Origin of the sequence: Phenylobacterium deserti (assembly GCF_003254705.1) — a bacterium.
Lineage (GTDB): Bacteria > Pseudomonadota > Alphaproteobacteria > Caulobacterales > Caulobacteraceae > Phenylobacterium > Phenylobacterium deserti.
On the sequence record NZ_QFYR01000004.1, the window covers coordinates 311,126 to 325,668 of the forward strand.

Sequence of the window (14,543 nt, forward strand, 5' to 3'; positions counted from 1 at the left end):
CCGCGAAGCGGTGGAGGGGGTCCGCTCAGACCCTCGCCTCACACCAGCTCCACCGCCATCGCCGTCGCCTCGCCGCCGCCGATGCACAGGCTGGCCAGCCCGCGCTTGCCGCCGGTCTGCTCCAGCGCGCTGAGCAAGGTGGCCAGGATCCGCGCCCCCGACGCCCCGATCGGGTGGCCCAGGGCGCAGGCCCCGCCGTGGACGTTCAGCTTGGCCCGGTCGATCCCCAGCTCCCGCTCGGCGATCATCGCCACCACGGCGAAGGCCTCGTTGACCTCGAACAGGTCGACGTCGTCGACGCTCCAGCCGGCCTTCTTCAGCGCCTTCTGCATGGCAGGCACGGGCGCGGTGGTGAACAGCCCGGGCTCGTGGGCATGGGCCGCGTGGCTCACCACCCGCGCCACCACCTTGAGGCCCAGCCGCTCGGCCACCGAGGCGCGGGTCATCACCAGGGCCGCCGCCCCGTCGCTGATCGAGGAGGCGTTGGCCGCGGTGATCGCCCCGTCCTTGGCGAAGGCGGGCTTCAGGGTCGGGATCTTGTTCGGGTCGGCCTTCAGCGGCTGCTCGTCATGCTCCACCAGCACCGCGCCCTTGCGGGAGACCACCTCGAAGGGGACGATCTCCCGGGCGAAGGCGCCGCTCTCGGTCGCCTGCCGCGCCTTGGCCAGCGAGCCGATGGCGTACTCGTCCATCGCCTCGCGGGTGAACTGGTACTGCCGCGCGGTCTCCTCGGCGAAGGAGCCCATCAGCCGGCCGGGCTCGTAGGCGTCCTCCAGCCCGTCCAGGTACATGCTGTCCAGGATGGCGTCGTGGCCGATCCGCGCCCCGCCGCGGTGCTTGGCCAGCAGGTACGGCGCGCCGGTCATGCTCTCCATGCCGCCCGCCACGATCAGGTCGGCGCTGCCGGCCGCCAGGGCGTCGTGCGCCATGATCGCGGCCTGCATGCCGGAGCCGCACATCTTGTTGACGGTGGTCGCCTCCACCGAGGTCGGCAGCCCGGCGCCCAAGGCCGCCTGCCGCGCCGGCGCCTGCCCCTGCCCCGCCGGCAGGACGCAGCCCATGACGATCTGCTCGACGGCGTCGGGGCTGGCGCCCGCCCGCTCCACGGCGGCCCGCACCGCGGCGGCGCCCAGCTCAGTGGCCTTCACGCCGGCGAAGACGCCCTGGAACCCGCCCATCGGCGTGCGGGCGTAGGAAGCGATGACGACAGGATCGGACGTGCTCATGGCCCTGAAATGACCCCAGGCGGGGGCCGCTTCAAGCCTGACGCGACGTCAGTCGGCGTTGCGGACCGTGCGCTCGATGAAGCCGCCGCCCAGCACCCGGCTCGGCGCCTCCGGCGCATAGAGCACGCAGGCCTGCCCGGGCGCCACGCCCTCCTCGGCCACGTCGAAGGCCACGCCGGCCTTCCCGTCCACCAGGGCGATCCGCCCCGGCACCGGCTCGCGGGTAGAGCGCACGCGCACCAGCACCGGCCGGCCTTCGGCGGCCTCGATGGATGCGCCCTCGCCCAGCCAGTTGGTCTCCTTGAGGGTCAAGGCCGTGGTCAGCAGCGCCTCTCTCGGCCCCACCACCACCTGCCGCTTGTCGGCGTCGATGCGCACGACGAACAGCGGATCGCCCACCGCCACGTTCAGCCCCCGGCGCTGGCCGATGGTGTAGCGGGTCACCCCCTCGTGGCGGCCCAGCACCCGGCCGTCCAGGTGCACGATGTCCCCCGCCTCCGCCCCATGCGGGCGCAGGCGGTCGATCAGGGTGGTGTAGCGGCCTTCCGGCACGAAGCAGATGTCCTGGCTGTCCGGCTTGTCCGCCACGCTCAAGGCGAGCTCCGCCGCCGCCGCCCGCACCAGCGGCTTGGGCAGGCCGCCCAGCGGGAAGCGCAGGAACGCCAGCTGCTCAGGTGTGGTGGCGAACAGGAAGTAGCTCTGGTCCCGGGCCGGATCGTGCGCCCGGTGCAGCTCCGGCCCGTTCGGCCCAACCTCGCGGCGCACGTAGTGCCCGGTCGCCATGGCCTCGGCGCCCAGGTCGCGGGCCACGTCCAGCAGGTCGCGGAACTTGACCGTCTGGTTGCAGCGGATGCACGGGATCGGCGTCTCGCCGCGCAGGTAGCTGTCGGCGAAGTCCTCGATGACCTGCTGCTTGAAGCGGCTTTCGTAGTCCAGGACGTAGTGCGGGATGCCGATGGCGTCCGCCGCCGTACGCGCGTCGTGGATGTCCTGGCCGGCGCAGCAGGCACCCTTCTTCTGGATCGCCGCGCCGTGGTCGTAGAGCTGGAGGGTGACGCCCACCACGTCGTAGCCGGCCTTGGCCAGCAGCGCCGCGGTTACGGTCGAGTCCACCCCGCCGGACATGGCCGCCACGATGCGCGTTCCCGCAGGCAGGCCGACAGCCTCTCGCGCCGCCTGGACCAGGCGGTCGGACAAGTCGGCGTCAGCCTCGGCGAGGGCGAAGGGCGCAGTCATGGCGGGCTATTTATAGTCACGGATGGCCGATTGCGAGGGTCAGGCCCGTCGCAGGTGCGAGCGCTACCATGGCGAAAGCGTGATCTTCGGCGTCACAGTCCTGCTGTAAACTGCGCTCATCGTCCGCGAGTACCGGCGAGGGAGATGCGCACCGCACGCTCCACTCCGCCACTGCTCAACGGGGGAGCAGACCATGATGAACCAATATCGGATCTACGTGCTCAACCGGCAGGATCGCATCGCCGATGCTCTGGAAGAGGATCTGCCGAACGACCGGCGCGCGCTCGAGCGGGCCGAGGCTCTCTCGGCCGGCCAGTACGCCGCGGAGGTGTGGGACGGCGAGCGCCTTGTGGGCCGCCTGGGCGGCGAACTCCGCCTGGGCTGAGCCCGCTACTTCAGCAGGTTCAGCAACGAGCTGGACTGCAGCGTCATGAACACCTGAGCCGAGGCCTGGACGGCGATCTGCGCCATCTGCAGCTGGGTGGCGGCCATGGCCATGTCGGCATCCGTGACGTCGCCGATCATGCCCTTGACCGCATCGTCGCGGGTGACCAGCCGCTCGGCGACATCTTTGACCTGCTTCTGGGCCAGGCCGTTCTGGGCGGTCAGCGCGGTCAGGTCCGTCCGCACCGTGTCCCAGGTGGCGAGCTGGCTCTGCAGGAAGTTGGACTGCGCGGTCGTCAGTTTGCCGTTGAACGGCCCGTCCGGCCCCTCTTCGAACGCTTGGATCGCCTGATAGGCCGCCAGCAGGTCCTCTCCGAGCTCGGACGCCAGGAAGCCGGTTCCCACGGTGGTGGAGTCGTCGAGCTTGGCTTGCGCCTTGTATTCGTCGTTATGCAGGAAGCTGGCGACCGGCCCGCTCGTCAGCTCGGCCATGCTCTGGGCGGACACCGGCTTGGTCTCGATTTGACCGCCAGCGAACAAGAACTTGCCGTTGTAGCGGGTGTTCAACCCGTCGATCGCATTGCGCAGCTGCGCCTTGATGTCCTCCATCAAAGCGTCCGCGCGGCCGGCGGCGATGGCGTCGGCGATCGACTGCCGCGTCGTGCCCGCCGCGTCGGTGATCTGGTTCAGGGCCGCGTCCTGGGTCGCCAGCCGGTCGGCGACGATGGAGTTCTGCTCCTGGTACATCTTCACCCGCGCCTGCACGGTCCGCATGGCCGTGAGCATCTCGGCGCTGGTGGCGAAGTCCTTGAGGTCCTTGCCCTTCTTCTGGGTGCCGACCTGTTCGCCAGCCTCCAGCTGGTTCTGCTGCGCGACCATCAGGTTCGCTAGCACCGTGTTGTAGGACGAGGTGGTTGAGATGCGCGCGACCATCGAAGGCTTCCTCAGACGGTGTTCGTCAGGACATCGAACAGTTCCTTCGCCGCCTGGATCATGCGGGCGGAGGCGTTGAAGGCCTGCTGATAGGTGGTGAGCCGGACCAGTTCCTCGTCGAGGTTCACGCCTTCGACGGACTGGCGGCGGTTGTTGGCTTCAGTCTTCACCGCGTTGGCGCTGCCGGCGCGCGTTTCGGCGGCGGCGGCCTCTCGGCCGATGGCGCCGCCCATTTCGCTGGCGTAGCGCGAGACGCTCATCTTGCCGCCGGCAAGCACGCCCGCCGACTGGAACTGGGTGATCACGTCGCCCGAAGCCGCGAGCAGGCGAGCGCCGTCCCCGTCGCCGGGGGTGAGGGCCGGCGCGCCGGCTGCGACGTTGAGGTTCAGCTTGGCCAGCGCCAGCTTCGCCGAGTTGGCGGCGATCGCGGGATCAAGGCTGAAGTTGTTCGCCCGAGCCGAACGGACGGCCGCGCCGATGCCGAACAGCTGGCTCATGGCCGGTCCGCTCGCGCCGCGCTGAGTGTCGTCTCGCAGCACCGACACATTGGCGTTCAGCGGGGGCCCACTTGAGAAGTTCAGTGCGCCGACCGCATCCAGATTGAACTGACCGTAGAGGCCGACACCCGTGGACGAGCTGTTCAGCTCGTTCAGCAGATCCGCCATGGTGCCGCCGGACGGAATGGTGACCGTCACGTCGGAGATGGGCTTCCCGTCCGGCTGCGCCAGCCGCAGGGTAATCTGGTCGCCGCCATTGAAGCCGTGGGCGTCGCCCAGCGTCAGCCCAGTGTCGAAGTTGGTGATGCCATCCGAACGGATCAGGTCATTCAGGCCGAAAAAGTGCGAGAACGCACGGCCGGCTTTCATCGACGTGCCTTCGTCGATGGCCACGCCGTTCCCGCCGCTGGCGCTGATGCTGAGGGCGCCGGCCGAGAAGGTCGCCGTGCCCATGCCGCCAAGCGCGCCGTCCAGGGTGCTCAGGAAGCTGGCCGGGCTGAAGCCGGTGGCCGGCCCGCCGTCGACGCTCATCGTGCCGTTGTCGAAGTCGATGTCGACCCGGCGCTGGAGGACGCCCGCGGCGTTGACGATGGCGACCGTCGTCTTGCCCGTGAAGCCACCCACGGCGGTGTCGATGTCGAGACCCGTATCTCGGCCCGTCAGGCTTGCGGGCGCTGGCACCGCGCTGGCGGCGTTGTGCGCAGCGTTCAGCTGATCCGTGGCGCGGGTCATGAACTCGCCGAGCTGATCGGAGATCGCCGGGAGCTGAACGTCGCGGAGATCGAGGAGCCCGCGTACCGCGCCGCTCTTGATCAGGATGGGCTGGGTGCTGACCCCGCTGGCCGAGGTCACGGAGATGTAGCCGCGCGCGCCGTCGTTGCGCACATAGTTCAGGGTGGCGGCGCCGTCGCCGCTGAGCTTCACCCCTTCGGCCGAGCGGATCTCGATCCCGCCCTGGGAGCGCCCCGACACCTTGATGTCGATCATGGTGGCGAGCTCGTCCACCAGCTGAGCCTGGATGTTTTCCGAGCCCGACGCGTCTTGGTCCACCAGCTTGGCGCGGGTGATGTCGCCGTTGAGCCGGTTGATCTCCTTGAGCAGATCGTTGGCGCGCGCGATGTCCGACTTGATTTGGGAGTCCAGCGTGCCGGCGATCTGCGTCAGCTGGCCGTTGATCCGCTTCGCCTCGGCCAGCATGTCCTGGACGTTGTTCAGCGCCTGACCGCGGCGCAGGCTGGAGGCGGGATCGTTGCTGGCCGCGCTGAACGCCGAATAGATGTCGTCCAGACGGCTGAAGAAGAACGTGTCGCTGGACGGGTCGCCAAACAGGCTCTGGGCGTTGTCCAGGTACTTGGAGACGACGTCCCATCGCGAGGCTTCGGAGCCGGCGGCCAGGGTGGCGAGCTGGAGGTACTGGTCGGTGACGCGGCTGAGGCCAGTGACCTCGACGCCCATGCCCGACCCGTTGACCACGACCGGGCGCTGGTTGACCGTCTTGCGGACGTAGCCAGGCGTATTGACGTTGGCGATGTTGTCCGAGACCGCGCGTAGCCCGGTCTGGGCCGCCATGAGGCCGGAGTTCGCCGTCTTCAGCGTCGCTGTGAGCGACATGGGACCAATCCTCAGCCCGGCAAAGCCTGCGCGGCCCGGCGGATTCTGCCGGGAACTTTCGGGAACGCATGCGCAAAGCGCGGGAGAAAACCGTTGGAAATCAATGACGCCGCTTCTGAGCGTCGCTGACCCGAACAAGCAGGCGCAAGAGCTGGGCCACTTCGAGCGGATTGGTTCCCGGATCGCTCGGCATTCTGCGCCGAGCACACCGTCGGGGGCCCGGCAAAAACCGCCGAGACCGCGAAGTCCTGCCAGCGGATCATCCGGATTACCCAATGAAAACAGCAGCTAATTGGTTGGCGCGAAGGTTGCTGCGGAACGTTCGAATGAGCCCGGCGCAGGATGCGCTCTCATCTTCAGATTTGAGCCAGCAGTGTCCGTCACCGCGTCCATCACCAACCCGCTCGCCAGCCAACAGGGCCTTGGTGCGCAGAACCCCGCAGCCGGAGCCGGCAGCGGCGTGCTGGGCGTTTTCGACGCGATGTTCGCCAGTCTGTTCGCGCAGGCGGAGGGCGAAGCTGGCCAAGCCACTCTCGCTGCAGGGATCCTGGGAACGGGTGCGACAGCGCCTTCGGGCTCTCTGCTGGACGCTCAGATGGAGCCCCCCCAACCTGAGGGCGCCCTGGCCGATGGCGAAGCACCTGCGGCGGCTGTCGAGCAGCCCCTGGTCGGCCCCGACGCAGCCATGCTGGCTGTTCTGTCCGGCGCAGTAGCGGCTCCGGTCTCGCCGCAGCCGACCACGGTCAAGACTGTCTCGTCGGAAGACGCGGCCGGCGGCGGCGCATCTCAGCCGGCCTCGCCCCTGCTGGCGGAGCCCACAACGTCAGCGGACCTGGCGCCGCGGGCTGCCCTGGACGGACAGGCTGCGTCCAAGCAGACGGAGCCAACCGCCGCCGCCCAGCAGGTCGCGCTCAGCGGGCGTGTTCCACCCCCTGTTGAGCCTGAGCAAACGGTTCTTGCGGCGCTGCAGCCTTCGGAAGCAGCCGCCCCGTCCGAGCTTGCTCTGGAAACGCCCGGCGCCAAGCCGCCGATCGACAAGCCTGCAGCCGATACGGCCAACGTTCGTTCGCCCAATATGAAGGCTGAGGCCCCGAAGGTCACGACGGCCGCCGCCCCGCCGCAAGCACAAGCGCAAACGCAACCCGCGCCGCCACCCGCCGCTCCAGCGGCCCAGGCAGAGGCCACGCCGCCGATCCCCGTCCAGGCCATCGCGGCGCAAGCCGCAGCGCCCGCGGCGAAACCCGCCGCCCGTCAAACTGAAGCGTCGCCAGTCGCCCCCTCCTCCGCGCCCGCCAAGGGTAAGGACAGGAGCGCTCATCCGGGTCGGGTTGAGGCTCACGCGGCCGAAGCTTCGCTCGGCGGTCCACAGCTTCGCCCCGGCAGCATCGAGAACGCGCCGAGCGTGGACGCTGTCGCCGCTCGCTCCAGCCGCGACCAGACGGCGCTCGCCGCGGACCAGCTCCCGCCGGAACCCGTGGTCAGCGAGCCCCTCGCCTCGGCGCCTATGACGACAGCCTCCGCGGCGCACCCGGAAGCCGAAGTTCTGCCCACCGCGGCGCCGGTTCGCGGCTCGCCTGAGACCGTCGCCAACCTTGCGGCTCAGGTCATCAAGAAGCTGGAAGGACGGACAACCCGCTTCGACCTGCAGCTCGATCCGCTCGGGCTGGGCCGCGTGGACGTGCGGCTGGAGATCGGCGCACAGGGCCAGGTCAGCGCGGCTATGTCGTTCGACAATCCGCAAGCCGCCGCCGAGCTGAAGGCCCGAGCGTCGGAGCTGCAGAAGGTTCTCGAGCAGGCCGGCTTCGACCTGTCGGGCGGACTGTCGTTCGACGTTGCGGGCGATCCCAACGGATCCGGTCGCCAGGCCCAGAACCAGGACCAGAGCGGCCAAGGCGGCGCAACTTTCCGCGGCCGCGCCTTCGAGGCGGCTCTCAACAATGCGGGCGAAGCGGCCTCGGCCGCCGTGAACAGCGCCCTCTACCTGCGTCGCGCCGCGGCGTCAGGCGTCGACGTGAGGATCTGAGGTCAACCATGGCTGTCACAGACGTCACCAACACCGGGCAGACCACCGCGACGACGAACAACGCCAGCCGTACGCGGCTGGCCGAGAACTTCGAGATGTTCCTCACCCTGCTGACCACGCAGATGAAGAACCAAGACCCGCTCTCGCCGATGGATTCCAACCAGTTCACGCAACAAGTCGTCCAGATGACCGGCGTGGAGCAGCAGCTGCAGACCAACGACCTGCTGAAGCAGTTGGTCAGCAACACCGCGACCGGCATCCAGGCGGCCGTCAGCCTGATCGGCAAGGACGTGAAGGCGGTCACCGACACCACGGCGCTGTCGGGAGGCAAGGCCACCTGGACCTACAAGCTCGATGCCGAAGCCAAGGACGTGAAGCTCGAGATCCTGGACTCCAAAGGCAACGTCGTGGCGGCCCGCTCAGGCGCCGGCAAGACCGCGGGCGAACACAACTTCACCTGGGACGGCAAGACGGCCGAAGGCTCCAACGCGAACGAGGGGCAATACACCCTGCGGATCACGGCCAAGGGTTCCGACGGCAAGACCGTGGGAACCACAACCTATGTGCGCGGCGTCGTCTCCGGCGTCGAGCAGAGCGGCGGCCAAACGCTGCTGACCATCAACGGCGGCAAGGTGGAGTGGACCAAGGTCACCACCATCACCACGCCGACCACCAACACCGGCGGCACGACCACGCCGCCGACCGAAACCGCCGGAGGCGGATCCACCACGGATCCGACCACCGACCCCAACAACCCAGACGACGAAACGTCGCCTCCGGCGCAGGCCTAAGGCCCGCCGAGCGCTCGCAGGATGCGAGCCGCTAACAGAGAGAACGGAACGACAAGATGAGCATCAACTCGGCCATGGCCGCGGGCGTCTCGGGGCTGATCACCAACTCCTCCGCCCTCGCCGCCATCTCGGACAACATCGCGAACGTGAACACGGTCGCCTACAAGCGCGCCCAGGTGAACTTCGCCAACGTCGTGACGTCGCAAGCCGTCGCTGGCCGTTACTCGGCGGGCGGCGTGCAGGGCGTGGTCCGGCACTACATCGGCCAACAGGGCCTGGTGCAGACCGCCAACTCCAACACCGACCTGGCGATCGCTGGCGACGGCTTCTTCATCACGACGGCCAAGCCGACCGGCCTCACGCCTAACGACCAGCGGCTCTACACCCGCTCTGGCTCGTTCAGCGTTGATGCCGATGGCTATCTCGTGAACGATGCCAAACTCTACCTCCAGGGCTGGCCGATGCTGCCTGACGGCACCTTCGACTTCAGCCCGTCGGATCTGTCCAAGCTTGAGCCGATCAACGTCCGCTCGCTCGGCACTGCGGTCGCCGGCACCAGAAACATCGGCATCACGGCCAATATCGACAAGCGCGCAGCCCTGAGCACACCCATCGGCACGGTGCCCCCGATCGAGATGCAGATCATCGACAGTTCGGGCGGTTCGCACACCCTGAGCCTTCAGCTGACCGCGAACGGTGCGAACGACTGGACTGCGGAAATCCGGGCTATCCCCGCCTCGGACGTCACGGTCAATCCGATCGCCGCGGGCGCCGTGGTCTTTGATGGGGACGGCAACATCGATCTAACCGCGACGGCGGCGGGGCTGCAGGATTTCCAGATCCAGTGGGACGCCGCACTCGGCCTACAGCCGCAAGACGTGCATTTCGACCTGCGAAACCTCACCCAGAGACCATCAGACTCCACCGTGGACGTTATCTCGCAGGACGGGACTGGGCCCGGTCAGGTCAACGGCGTGCAGGTGAGCGATGACGGGATCGTCTCGGTCACCTTTGACAACAGCGAAGTGCGGCAGATCGCTCGGATCGGCTTGGCCACCTTCCCCAACCCCGATGGATTGAAGGCTGTCAGCGGCAACGCCTACACGCCGACGATTCCCAGCGGCGAGATGGTGATCAAGCGCCCCGGCGCAGGCGCTGGCTTGATCTCTCCTTCAAGCCTGGAAGCTTCGACGGTGGACCTCTCGGCCGAATTCACCGGCCTGATCACCACCCAGAAAGCTTACTCAGCTTCCTCGAAGATCATCACCACCGCCGATCAGATGTTGGAAGAACTCATCAACATGAAGCGGTGATGATTAACGGGTGAGAAGTCTAAGCTTCCCGCCCGTTAAGACTTGTATCGTTTTCGTACACGGGGGAGCAGATGGTTAGCTGTTTCTTTACTATCGCGATTCAGCGGCTGTTAGGAGCCGCGGCTTATCGTCCCCATCAACAGTGATGGTGGGAAAGGCGTAAAGCCATGTTGCAACAACAGCAGACGCGCACCAACAGCCGGGGCGAAGCGTACGTCATCGGCCCGACGGGCGCTCCGCTCACTCTGAAGGATCTGCCGCCGGCCAACACCGGCCGCTGGGTCATCCGTCGCAAGGCGGAAGTCGTCGCCGCTGTTCGCGGCGGCCTGCTCTCGCTCGACGACGCGCTGGCGCGCTACTCGTTGACCGCGGAGGAGTTCGGCGCGTGGCAGAAGTCGATCGACAGCCACGGCATGGCCGGCCTGCGCACGACCCGGATCCAACAGTACCGCTAAGACCTCCGCCCTCCCCCGAGGGTTACTACGAACACCGGCCGCGCCAACCCTCCAGGGCGCGGCCGGTTTCTTTTTGCGTCAGGGATGGGAGGGCCGCCCCGCAAAGCCGGCGCCGGGCAGCCGGTTCACCGTGACGATGATCCGCTCGCGATCACCGGGGGCGCGCTCCACGAGCAGGCGGGCGACCTGGGCGTCGTCATGGAAGGCGTAGCCCTTGATGGCGTCGAGGATCGCCTTGGCCAGGTTGTCGAGGTCGAGCCACGGCGGATCGCCGATGTACTCCATGCGGATCTCGACGGCGAACTCGCCCCAGGCCGGGCGCGAGCCGCGCCACACCTTGCGGAAGAACTCGTAGATCAGCGGCTTGTAGTACTTGGACTGGGTGGTGAGCCCGTCGACCTCCACAATCAGGGAGCCGTCGTTCTCGCGGGCGCGCACCTTGCCGTGCTGGGTCCAGCCGTCGCTCATCGTCAGGCGTTTAGCGGCGATGCGCCTTGCAGTCTCGCGCCGTCTCGCTAAACCGGCCCGGCACTTAGCTGGAGAAGGTTGCTCATGACTGCGACGCGCACCGAGACCGACACTTTCGGCCCCATCGAGGTTCCCGCCGACCGGTACTGGGGCGCCCAGACCCAGCGCAGCATCCAGAACTTCAAGATCGGCTGGGAGCGCCAGCCGCAGCCGGTGATCCGCGCCCTGGGCATCGTCAAGCGCGCCGCCGCCGAAGCGAACGTCGAGCTCGGCCGGCTTGACCCCACCATCGGCGCGGCGATCGTCGCCGCCGCCCAGGAGGTGATCGACGGCAAGCTGGACGACCACTTCCCGCTGGTGGTCTGGCAGACAGGTTCGGGCACCCAGTCGAACATGAACGCCAACGAGGTCATCTCGAACCGGGCGATCGAGATGCTGGGCGGCGAGATGGGCTCCAAGAAGCCGATCCACCCGAACGACCACGTCAACATGAGCCAGTCGTCCAACGACACCTATCCGACGGCCATGCACATCGCCTGCGCCGAGCAGGTGGCGCGCCACGTGATGCCGGCGCTGGAGCACCTGCACGCAGCGCTGAACAAGAAGACCCAGCAGTTCGCCCACATCATCAAGATCGGGCGCACCCACACCCAGGACGCCACGCCGGTGACCCTGGGCCAGGAGTTCAGCGGCTACTCGCACCAGGTCGCCATGTCGGTGCGGCGCATCAAGGAAAGCCTCTACGGCCTTTATGAGCTGGCCCAGGGCGGCACCGCCGTGGGCACCGGCCTCAACGCGCCGGTCGGCTTCGCCGAGAAGGTGGCCGAGAAGATCGCCCTGATCACCCACCTGCCGTTCATCACCGCGCCCAACAAGTTCGAAGCCCTGGCGGCGCACGACGCCATGGTGTTCAGCCATGGCGCGTTGAACTCAGCCGCCGCGGCCCTGTTCAAGATCGCCAACGACATCCGCTTCCTAGGTTCGGGGCCGCGTTCGGGCCTGGGCGAGCTGGCCCTGCCGGAGAACGAGCCGGGCTCCTCGATCATGCCCGGCAAGGTAAACCCGACGCAGGCCGAAGCCCTGACCATGGTCTGCGCCCACATCATGGGCAACCAGACCGCCATCACGGTCGCCGGCAGCCAGGGCCACTTCGAGCTGAACGTCTTCAACCCGGTGATGGCCTACAACTTCCTGCAGTCGGCGCGCCTGCTGTCCGACGCGGCGATCTCCTTCACCGACAACATGGTGGCGGGCATCGAGGCGCGGGAAGACAACATCAAGGCGAACCTCGAGCGTTCGCTGATGCTGGTCACCGCCCTCGCGCCGAAGATCGGCTACGACAACGCCGCCAAGATCGCCAAGACGGCGCACAAGAACGGCACCACGCTTCGCGAGGAAGCGGTCGGCGGCGGCTATGTCACCAACGACGAGTTCGACGCCATCGTGCGTCCCGAGAACATGCTCAGCCCGGGCTAAGCGTGCGCAGGCCTGCAGATACGACAAAGGGCCCGGAGGAAACTCCGGGCCCTTCTTCGTTGGTCCGCGCTTCTACTCCGCCGCGTAGGCGACGGCGGAGTCGGCCCAGAGGTGGGCGCGATAGGTCTCGAAGCACTGCTCGCCGCAGATCAGGCGCATCAGGGCGCCTTCCGCGATGAAGCGCGCGCATTCCGGCGTCTCGGTAACCAGCGGGATCAGCGCCTCGGCGTTCCAGGCCTTGGAATGCTCCACGTCCAGGTGGGCGTGCAGCTGGAAGTACTTGCGCTGCTCCGGCGGGCAGCCCAGGCGCTTCAGGCCCTCGGCCACGGCGCCCACGCGGGTCGGCGCGGTCAGCTCCACCGCGCCCAGGGCGCCGATGGAGTGGTAGACGTAGCGGCGGGTGGTGGCGAAGGCCGTCAGGGTGTTGGCCAGGGCCAGGGCTTCCCAGCAGGTTTCGTCGATGGACGGCGTCAGGCCCAGGCCCTGGACCGTGCGGTCCAGCATCGGCCCGTGCATGCCGCCCATGTGGCCGCGGCCCATCTCGTCCCAATAGTTGCGGGCCAACTCGAGCTTCGGGCGGGCCGGCAGCTTCACCTGGGTGTAGGCCACAAGGTCGTCAAAGCCCGCCTCGCCCGCCGCTTCCTGGGTGAGGAACCACTTCAGTTGGTCGAGGGTGGCCTCGTTCTCCAGCCAGGCGAACAGCGGGTCCCACTGGCCGGGGCCGTTGTCCTTCAGCCCCTCGAACCAGGCGATGAAGCCGTCGGGATCGCTCGGGACTTCCGCAACCATGGGCGCGACCACCTTGCGGAAGGCTTCCACGAAGGCGCCCTCGACGCGCAGCATGCGGCAGTCTTCGTCCAGCTCGGCCCGCCATTGCGCGTACGGCGTGGCGGGCGACAGACGACGGTGGTTCCAGTGCGCCAACCCCTTGTGCAGGGCCTCGGCGTCAGGGAATTCGGTCGTGAACGCGCCAAGGCGCGCGAGTTTCAGCCCTGAAGTCATGGGTGCTCCTTGTCGCCAAGGAGCGCACAAAACCGGTGCAGGTTCCTAGCGCAGCGCTGAAAGCGTAGGCGCTGGAGCGCGTTCCAAGTCGCGTCAGGAGCGCCGGATCACCGCGAAATCGGCCAGATCCTCGAGCGGCCCGCGCCAGGGGCTGGGCCCGAAAGCCTGCAGCGCCGCCTTGGCGCTGGCGGCGTAGTCAGAGGCGAGATCGAGCGTGGACTGGAGAGCGCCCGTCTGGCGCATCAGGTCGCGGACACGGTCGAAGTCGGCCTCGTCCTGCTCGCGCCGATCCACCGTGCGGTCCCAGAAGCTGCGCTCGGCAGCCCCGGTGCGCTGGATAGCCAGCAGCAACGGCAGGGTCGCCTTGCCCTCGCGGAAGTCGTCACCGGCGTTCTTGCCCAGCGTGCCGGCTTCGCCCGAATAGTCGAGAGCGTCGTCCACAAGCTGGAAGGCCACGCCTAGATCTTGCCCGTACTGGCGAAGGGCCCGGCACCGATCGGGCGAAGCGCCGGCCGAGATCGCGCCGGCCTCGGCGGCGGCGGCGAACAGCTCGGCGGTCTTGGCCCTGATGATCTCGAGATAGAGCTCCTGCGACAGGTGCATGTCGTGCGAGCGGGTCAGCTGCAGGACCTCGCCTTCCGCGATTACGCGGCTGGCCCGGGCCAGGATTTCCAGGGCCGGCATGGAGCCGGCGGCCACCATCAGCTCGAAGGCGCGCGCGAACAGGAAGTCGCCGACGAGCACGCTGGAGGGCGCGCCCCAGATCAGGTGGGCGGCCACCCGGCCGCGCCGCAGCTGGGAGGAGTCCACCACGTCGTCGTGCAGCAGGGTCGCGGTGTGGATGAACTCCACGGCCGCGGCGAGCTTCAGGCACGCGTCGTCGCGCCCGCCGGCCAGGCGGGCGGCCGCCACGGTGAGCAACGGGCGCAGACGCTTGGCCGAGCCGGCGATCAGGTGGTCCGCCAGGGCCGGGATCACCGGCACTGGGCTGTCCATGTGTTCCCGGATCAGGCCGTCGACACGCGCCATGTCGGGGGCCGCAAGCGCGATCAGACCGTCCAACGACGGCGGCTCTTTCTCGGCGATGGCGGTGCGGGCGGCGTCCACGCGGCTTCGGCTCTCCTGGCG

General features: G+C 68.1%; 13 protein-coding genes. 6 read left to right on the top strand and 7 right to left on the bottom strand.

What is annotated here, in order from left to right; genetic code table 11:
* Positions 1-38 precede the first annotated feature (38 nt).
* Together DJ018_RS16240 and mnmA are read right to left on the bottom strand one after the other, a co-directional pair.
* Positions 39-1,226, bottom strand: a complete 1,188-nt coding sequence (locus DJ018_RS16240; RefSeq protein WP_111516017.1) for an acetyl-CoA C-acyltransferase — start codon at positions 1,224-1,226, stop codon at positions 39-41.
* Positions 1,227-1,274: 48 nt separating this feature from the next.
* Positions 1,275-2,462, bottom strand: a complete 1,188-nt coding sequence (mnmA, locus tag DJ018_RS16245) for a tRNA 2-thiouridine(34) synthase MnmA (protein ID WP_111516018.1) — start codon at positions 2,460-2,462, stop codon at positions 1,275-1,277.
* 193 nt (positions 2,463-2,655) lie between these two features.
* Here mnmA and DJ018_RS16250 point away from each other — a divergent pair, with 193 nt between their 5' ends.
* Positions 2,656-2,847: a hypothetical protein gene (locus DJ018_RS16250; protein ID WP_111516019.1), complete on the top strand. Its 192-nt coding sequence runs from the start codon at positions 2,656-2,658 to the stop codon at positions 2,845-2,847.
* Positions 2,848-2,852: 5 nt separating this feature from the next.
* Here DJ018_RS16250 and DJ018_RS16255 read toward each other — a convergent pair whose 3' ends face one another.
* Both DJ018_RS16255 and flgK read right to left on the bottom strand, forming a co-directional pair.
* A complete protein-coding gene (locus DJ018_RS16255; protein WP_111516020.1) occupies positions 2,853-3,779 on the bottom strand; it encodes a flagellin in 927 nt (308 codons plus the stop codon).
* Positions 3,780-3,790: 11 nt separating this feature from the next.
* Positions 3,791-5,887 (bottom strand): flagellar hook-associated protein FlgK, encoded by a 2,097-nt coding sequence (gene flgK / locus DJ018_RS16260; protein ID WP_111516021.1) that lies wholly within the window; start codon positions 5,885-5,887, stop codon positions 3,791-3,793.
* A gap of 373 nt (positions 5,888-6,260) precedes the next feature.
* Between flgK and DJ018_RS19505 the strand changes: the two genes are divergently transcribed.
* The 4 genes from DJ018_RS19505 to sciP all read left to right on the top strand — a co-directional run bounded on the left by DJ018_RS19505 (position 6,261) and on the right by sciP (position 10,469).
* Positions 6,261-7,910 (top strand): flagellar hook-length control protein FliK, encoded by a 1,650-nt coding sequence (locus DJ018_RS19505; protein ID WP_111516022.1) that lies wholly within the window; start codon positions 6,261-6,263, stop codon positions 7,908-7,910.
* A gap of 8 nt (positions 7,911-7,918) precedes the next feature.
* The gene (locus DJ018_RS16270) at positions 7,919-8,701 is read left to right on the top strand and encodes a flagellar hook assembly protein FlgD (protein WP_111516023.1); all 783 of its coding nucleotides are present in this window, start codon (positions 7,919-7,921) and stop codon (positions 8,699-8,701) included.
* A 56-nt stretch (positions 8,702-8,757) separates the two neighbouring features.
* The gene (locus tag DJ018_RS16275) at positions 8,758-10,014 is read left to right on the top strand and encodes a flagellar hook protein FlgE (RefSeq protein ID WP_111516024.1); all 1,257 of its coding nucleotides are present in this window, start codon (positions 8,758-8,760) and stop codon (positions 10,012-10,014) included.
* Between the two features lie 167 nt (positions 10,015-10,181).
* A complete protein-coding gene (gene sciP / locus DJ018_RS16280; protein ID WP_111516025.1) occupies positions 10,182-10,469 on the top strand; it encodes a CtrA inhibitor SciP in 288 nt (95 codons plus the stop codon).
* A gap of 78 nt (positions 10,470-10,547) precedes the next feature.
* On the opposite strand, the gene DJ018_RS16285 is transcribed toward sciP, so the two are convergent.
* A complete protein-coding gene (locus DJ018_RS16285) occupies positions 10,548-10,937 on the bottom strand; it encodes a RusA family crossover junction endodeoxyribonuclease (protein WP_111516026.1) in 390 nt (129 codons plus the stop codon).
* A gap of 84 nt (positions 10,938-11,021) precedes the next feature.
* On the opposite strand from DJ018_RS16285, the gene fumC reads away from it, so the two are divergent.
* Positions 11,022-12,413 carry a class II fumarate hydratase gene (gene fumC / locus DJ018_RS16290; RefSeq protein WP_111516027.1) on the top strand — a complete coding sequence of 464 codons (1,392 nt, stop codon included), beginning with the start codon at positions 11,022-11,024 and terminating at the stop codon, positions 12,411-12,413.
* Between the two features lie 72 nt (positions 12,414-12,485).
* Here the strand turns inward: fumC and DJ018_RS16295 are convergent, their stop codons facing one another.
* Entirely contained in the window at positions 12,486-13,415 is a 930-nt protein-coding gene (locus DJ018_RS16295; protein ID WP_111516028.1) for an iron-containing redox enzyme family protein, read from the bottom strand.
* A 93-nt stretch (positions 13,416-13,508) separates the two neighbouring features.
* Positions 13,509-14,477 (bottom strand): polyprenyl synthetase family protein, encoded by a 969-nt coding sequence (locus tag DJ018_RS16300; RefSeq protein WP_111516123.1) that lies wholly within the window; start codon positions 14,475-14,477, stop codon positions 13,509-13,511.
* Positions 14,478-14,543: the final 66 nt, after the last annotated feature.

What these genes read in the sequence shown, in the direction of transcription:
- DJ018_RS16240 (WP_111516017.1), bottom strand. Translation starts at nt 1,226, where the DNA reads ATGAGCACGTCCGATCCTGTCGTCATCGCTTCCTACGCCCGCACGCCG.
- DJ018_RS16250 (WP_111516019.1), top strand. Translation starts at nt 2,656, where the DNA reads ATGATGAACCAATATCGGATCTACGTGCTCAACCGGCAGGATCGCATC.
- sciP (WP_111516025.1), top strand. Translation starts at nt 10,182, where the DNA reads ATGTTGCAACAACAGCAGACGCGCACCAACAGCCGGGGCGAAGCGTAC.
- DJ018_RS16285 (WP_111516026.1), bottom strand. Translation starts at nt 10,937, where the DNA reads ATGAGCGACGGCTGGACCCAGCACGGCAAGGTGCGCGCCCGCGAGAAC.
- DJ018_RS16255 (WP_111516020.1), bottom strand. Translation starts at nt 3,779, where the DNA reads ATGGTCGCGCGCATCTCAACCACCTCGTCCTACAACACGGTGCTAGCG.
- DJ018_RS16275 (WP_111516024.1), top strand. Translation starts at nt 8,758, where the DNA reads ATGAGCATCAACTCGGCCATGGCCGCGGGCGTCTCGGGGCTGATCACC.
- DJ018_RS16270 (WP_111516023.1), top strand. Translation starts at nt 7,919, where the DNA reads ATGGCTGTCACAGACGTCACCAACACCGGGCAGACCACCGCGACGACG.
- flgK (WP_111516021.1), bottom strand. Translation starts at nt 5,887, where the DNA reads ATGTCGCTCACAGCGACGCTGAAGACGGCGAACTCCGGCCTCATGGCG.
- DJ018_RS16295 (WP_111516028.1), bottom strand. Translation starts at nt 13,415, where the DNA reads ATGACTTCAGGGCTGAAACTCGCGCGCCTTGGCGCGTTCACGACCGAA.
- mnmA (WP_111516018.1), bottom strand. Translation starts at nt 2,462, where the DNA reads ATGACTGCGCCCTTCGCCCTCGCCGAGGCTGACGCCGACTTGTCCGAC.
- fumC (WP_111516027.1), top strand. Translation starts at nt 11,022, where the DNA reads ATGACTGCGACGCGCACCGAGACCGACACTTTCGGCCCCATCGAGGTT.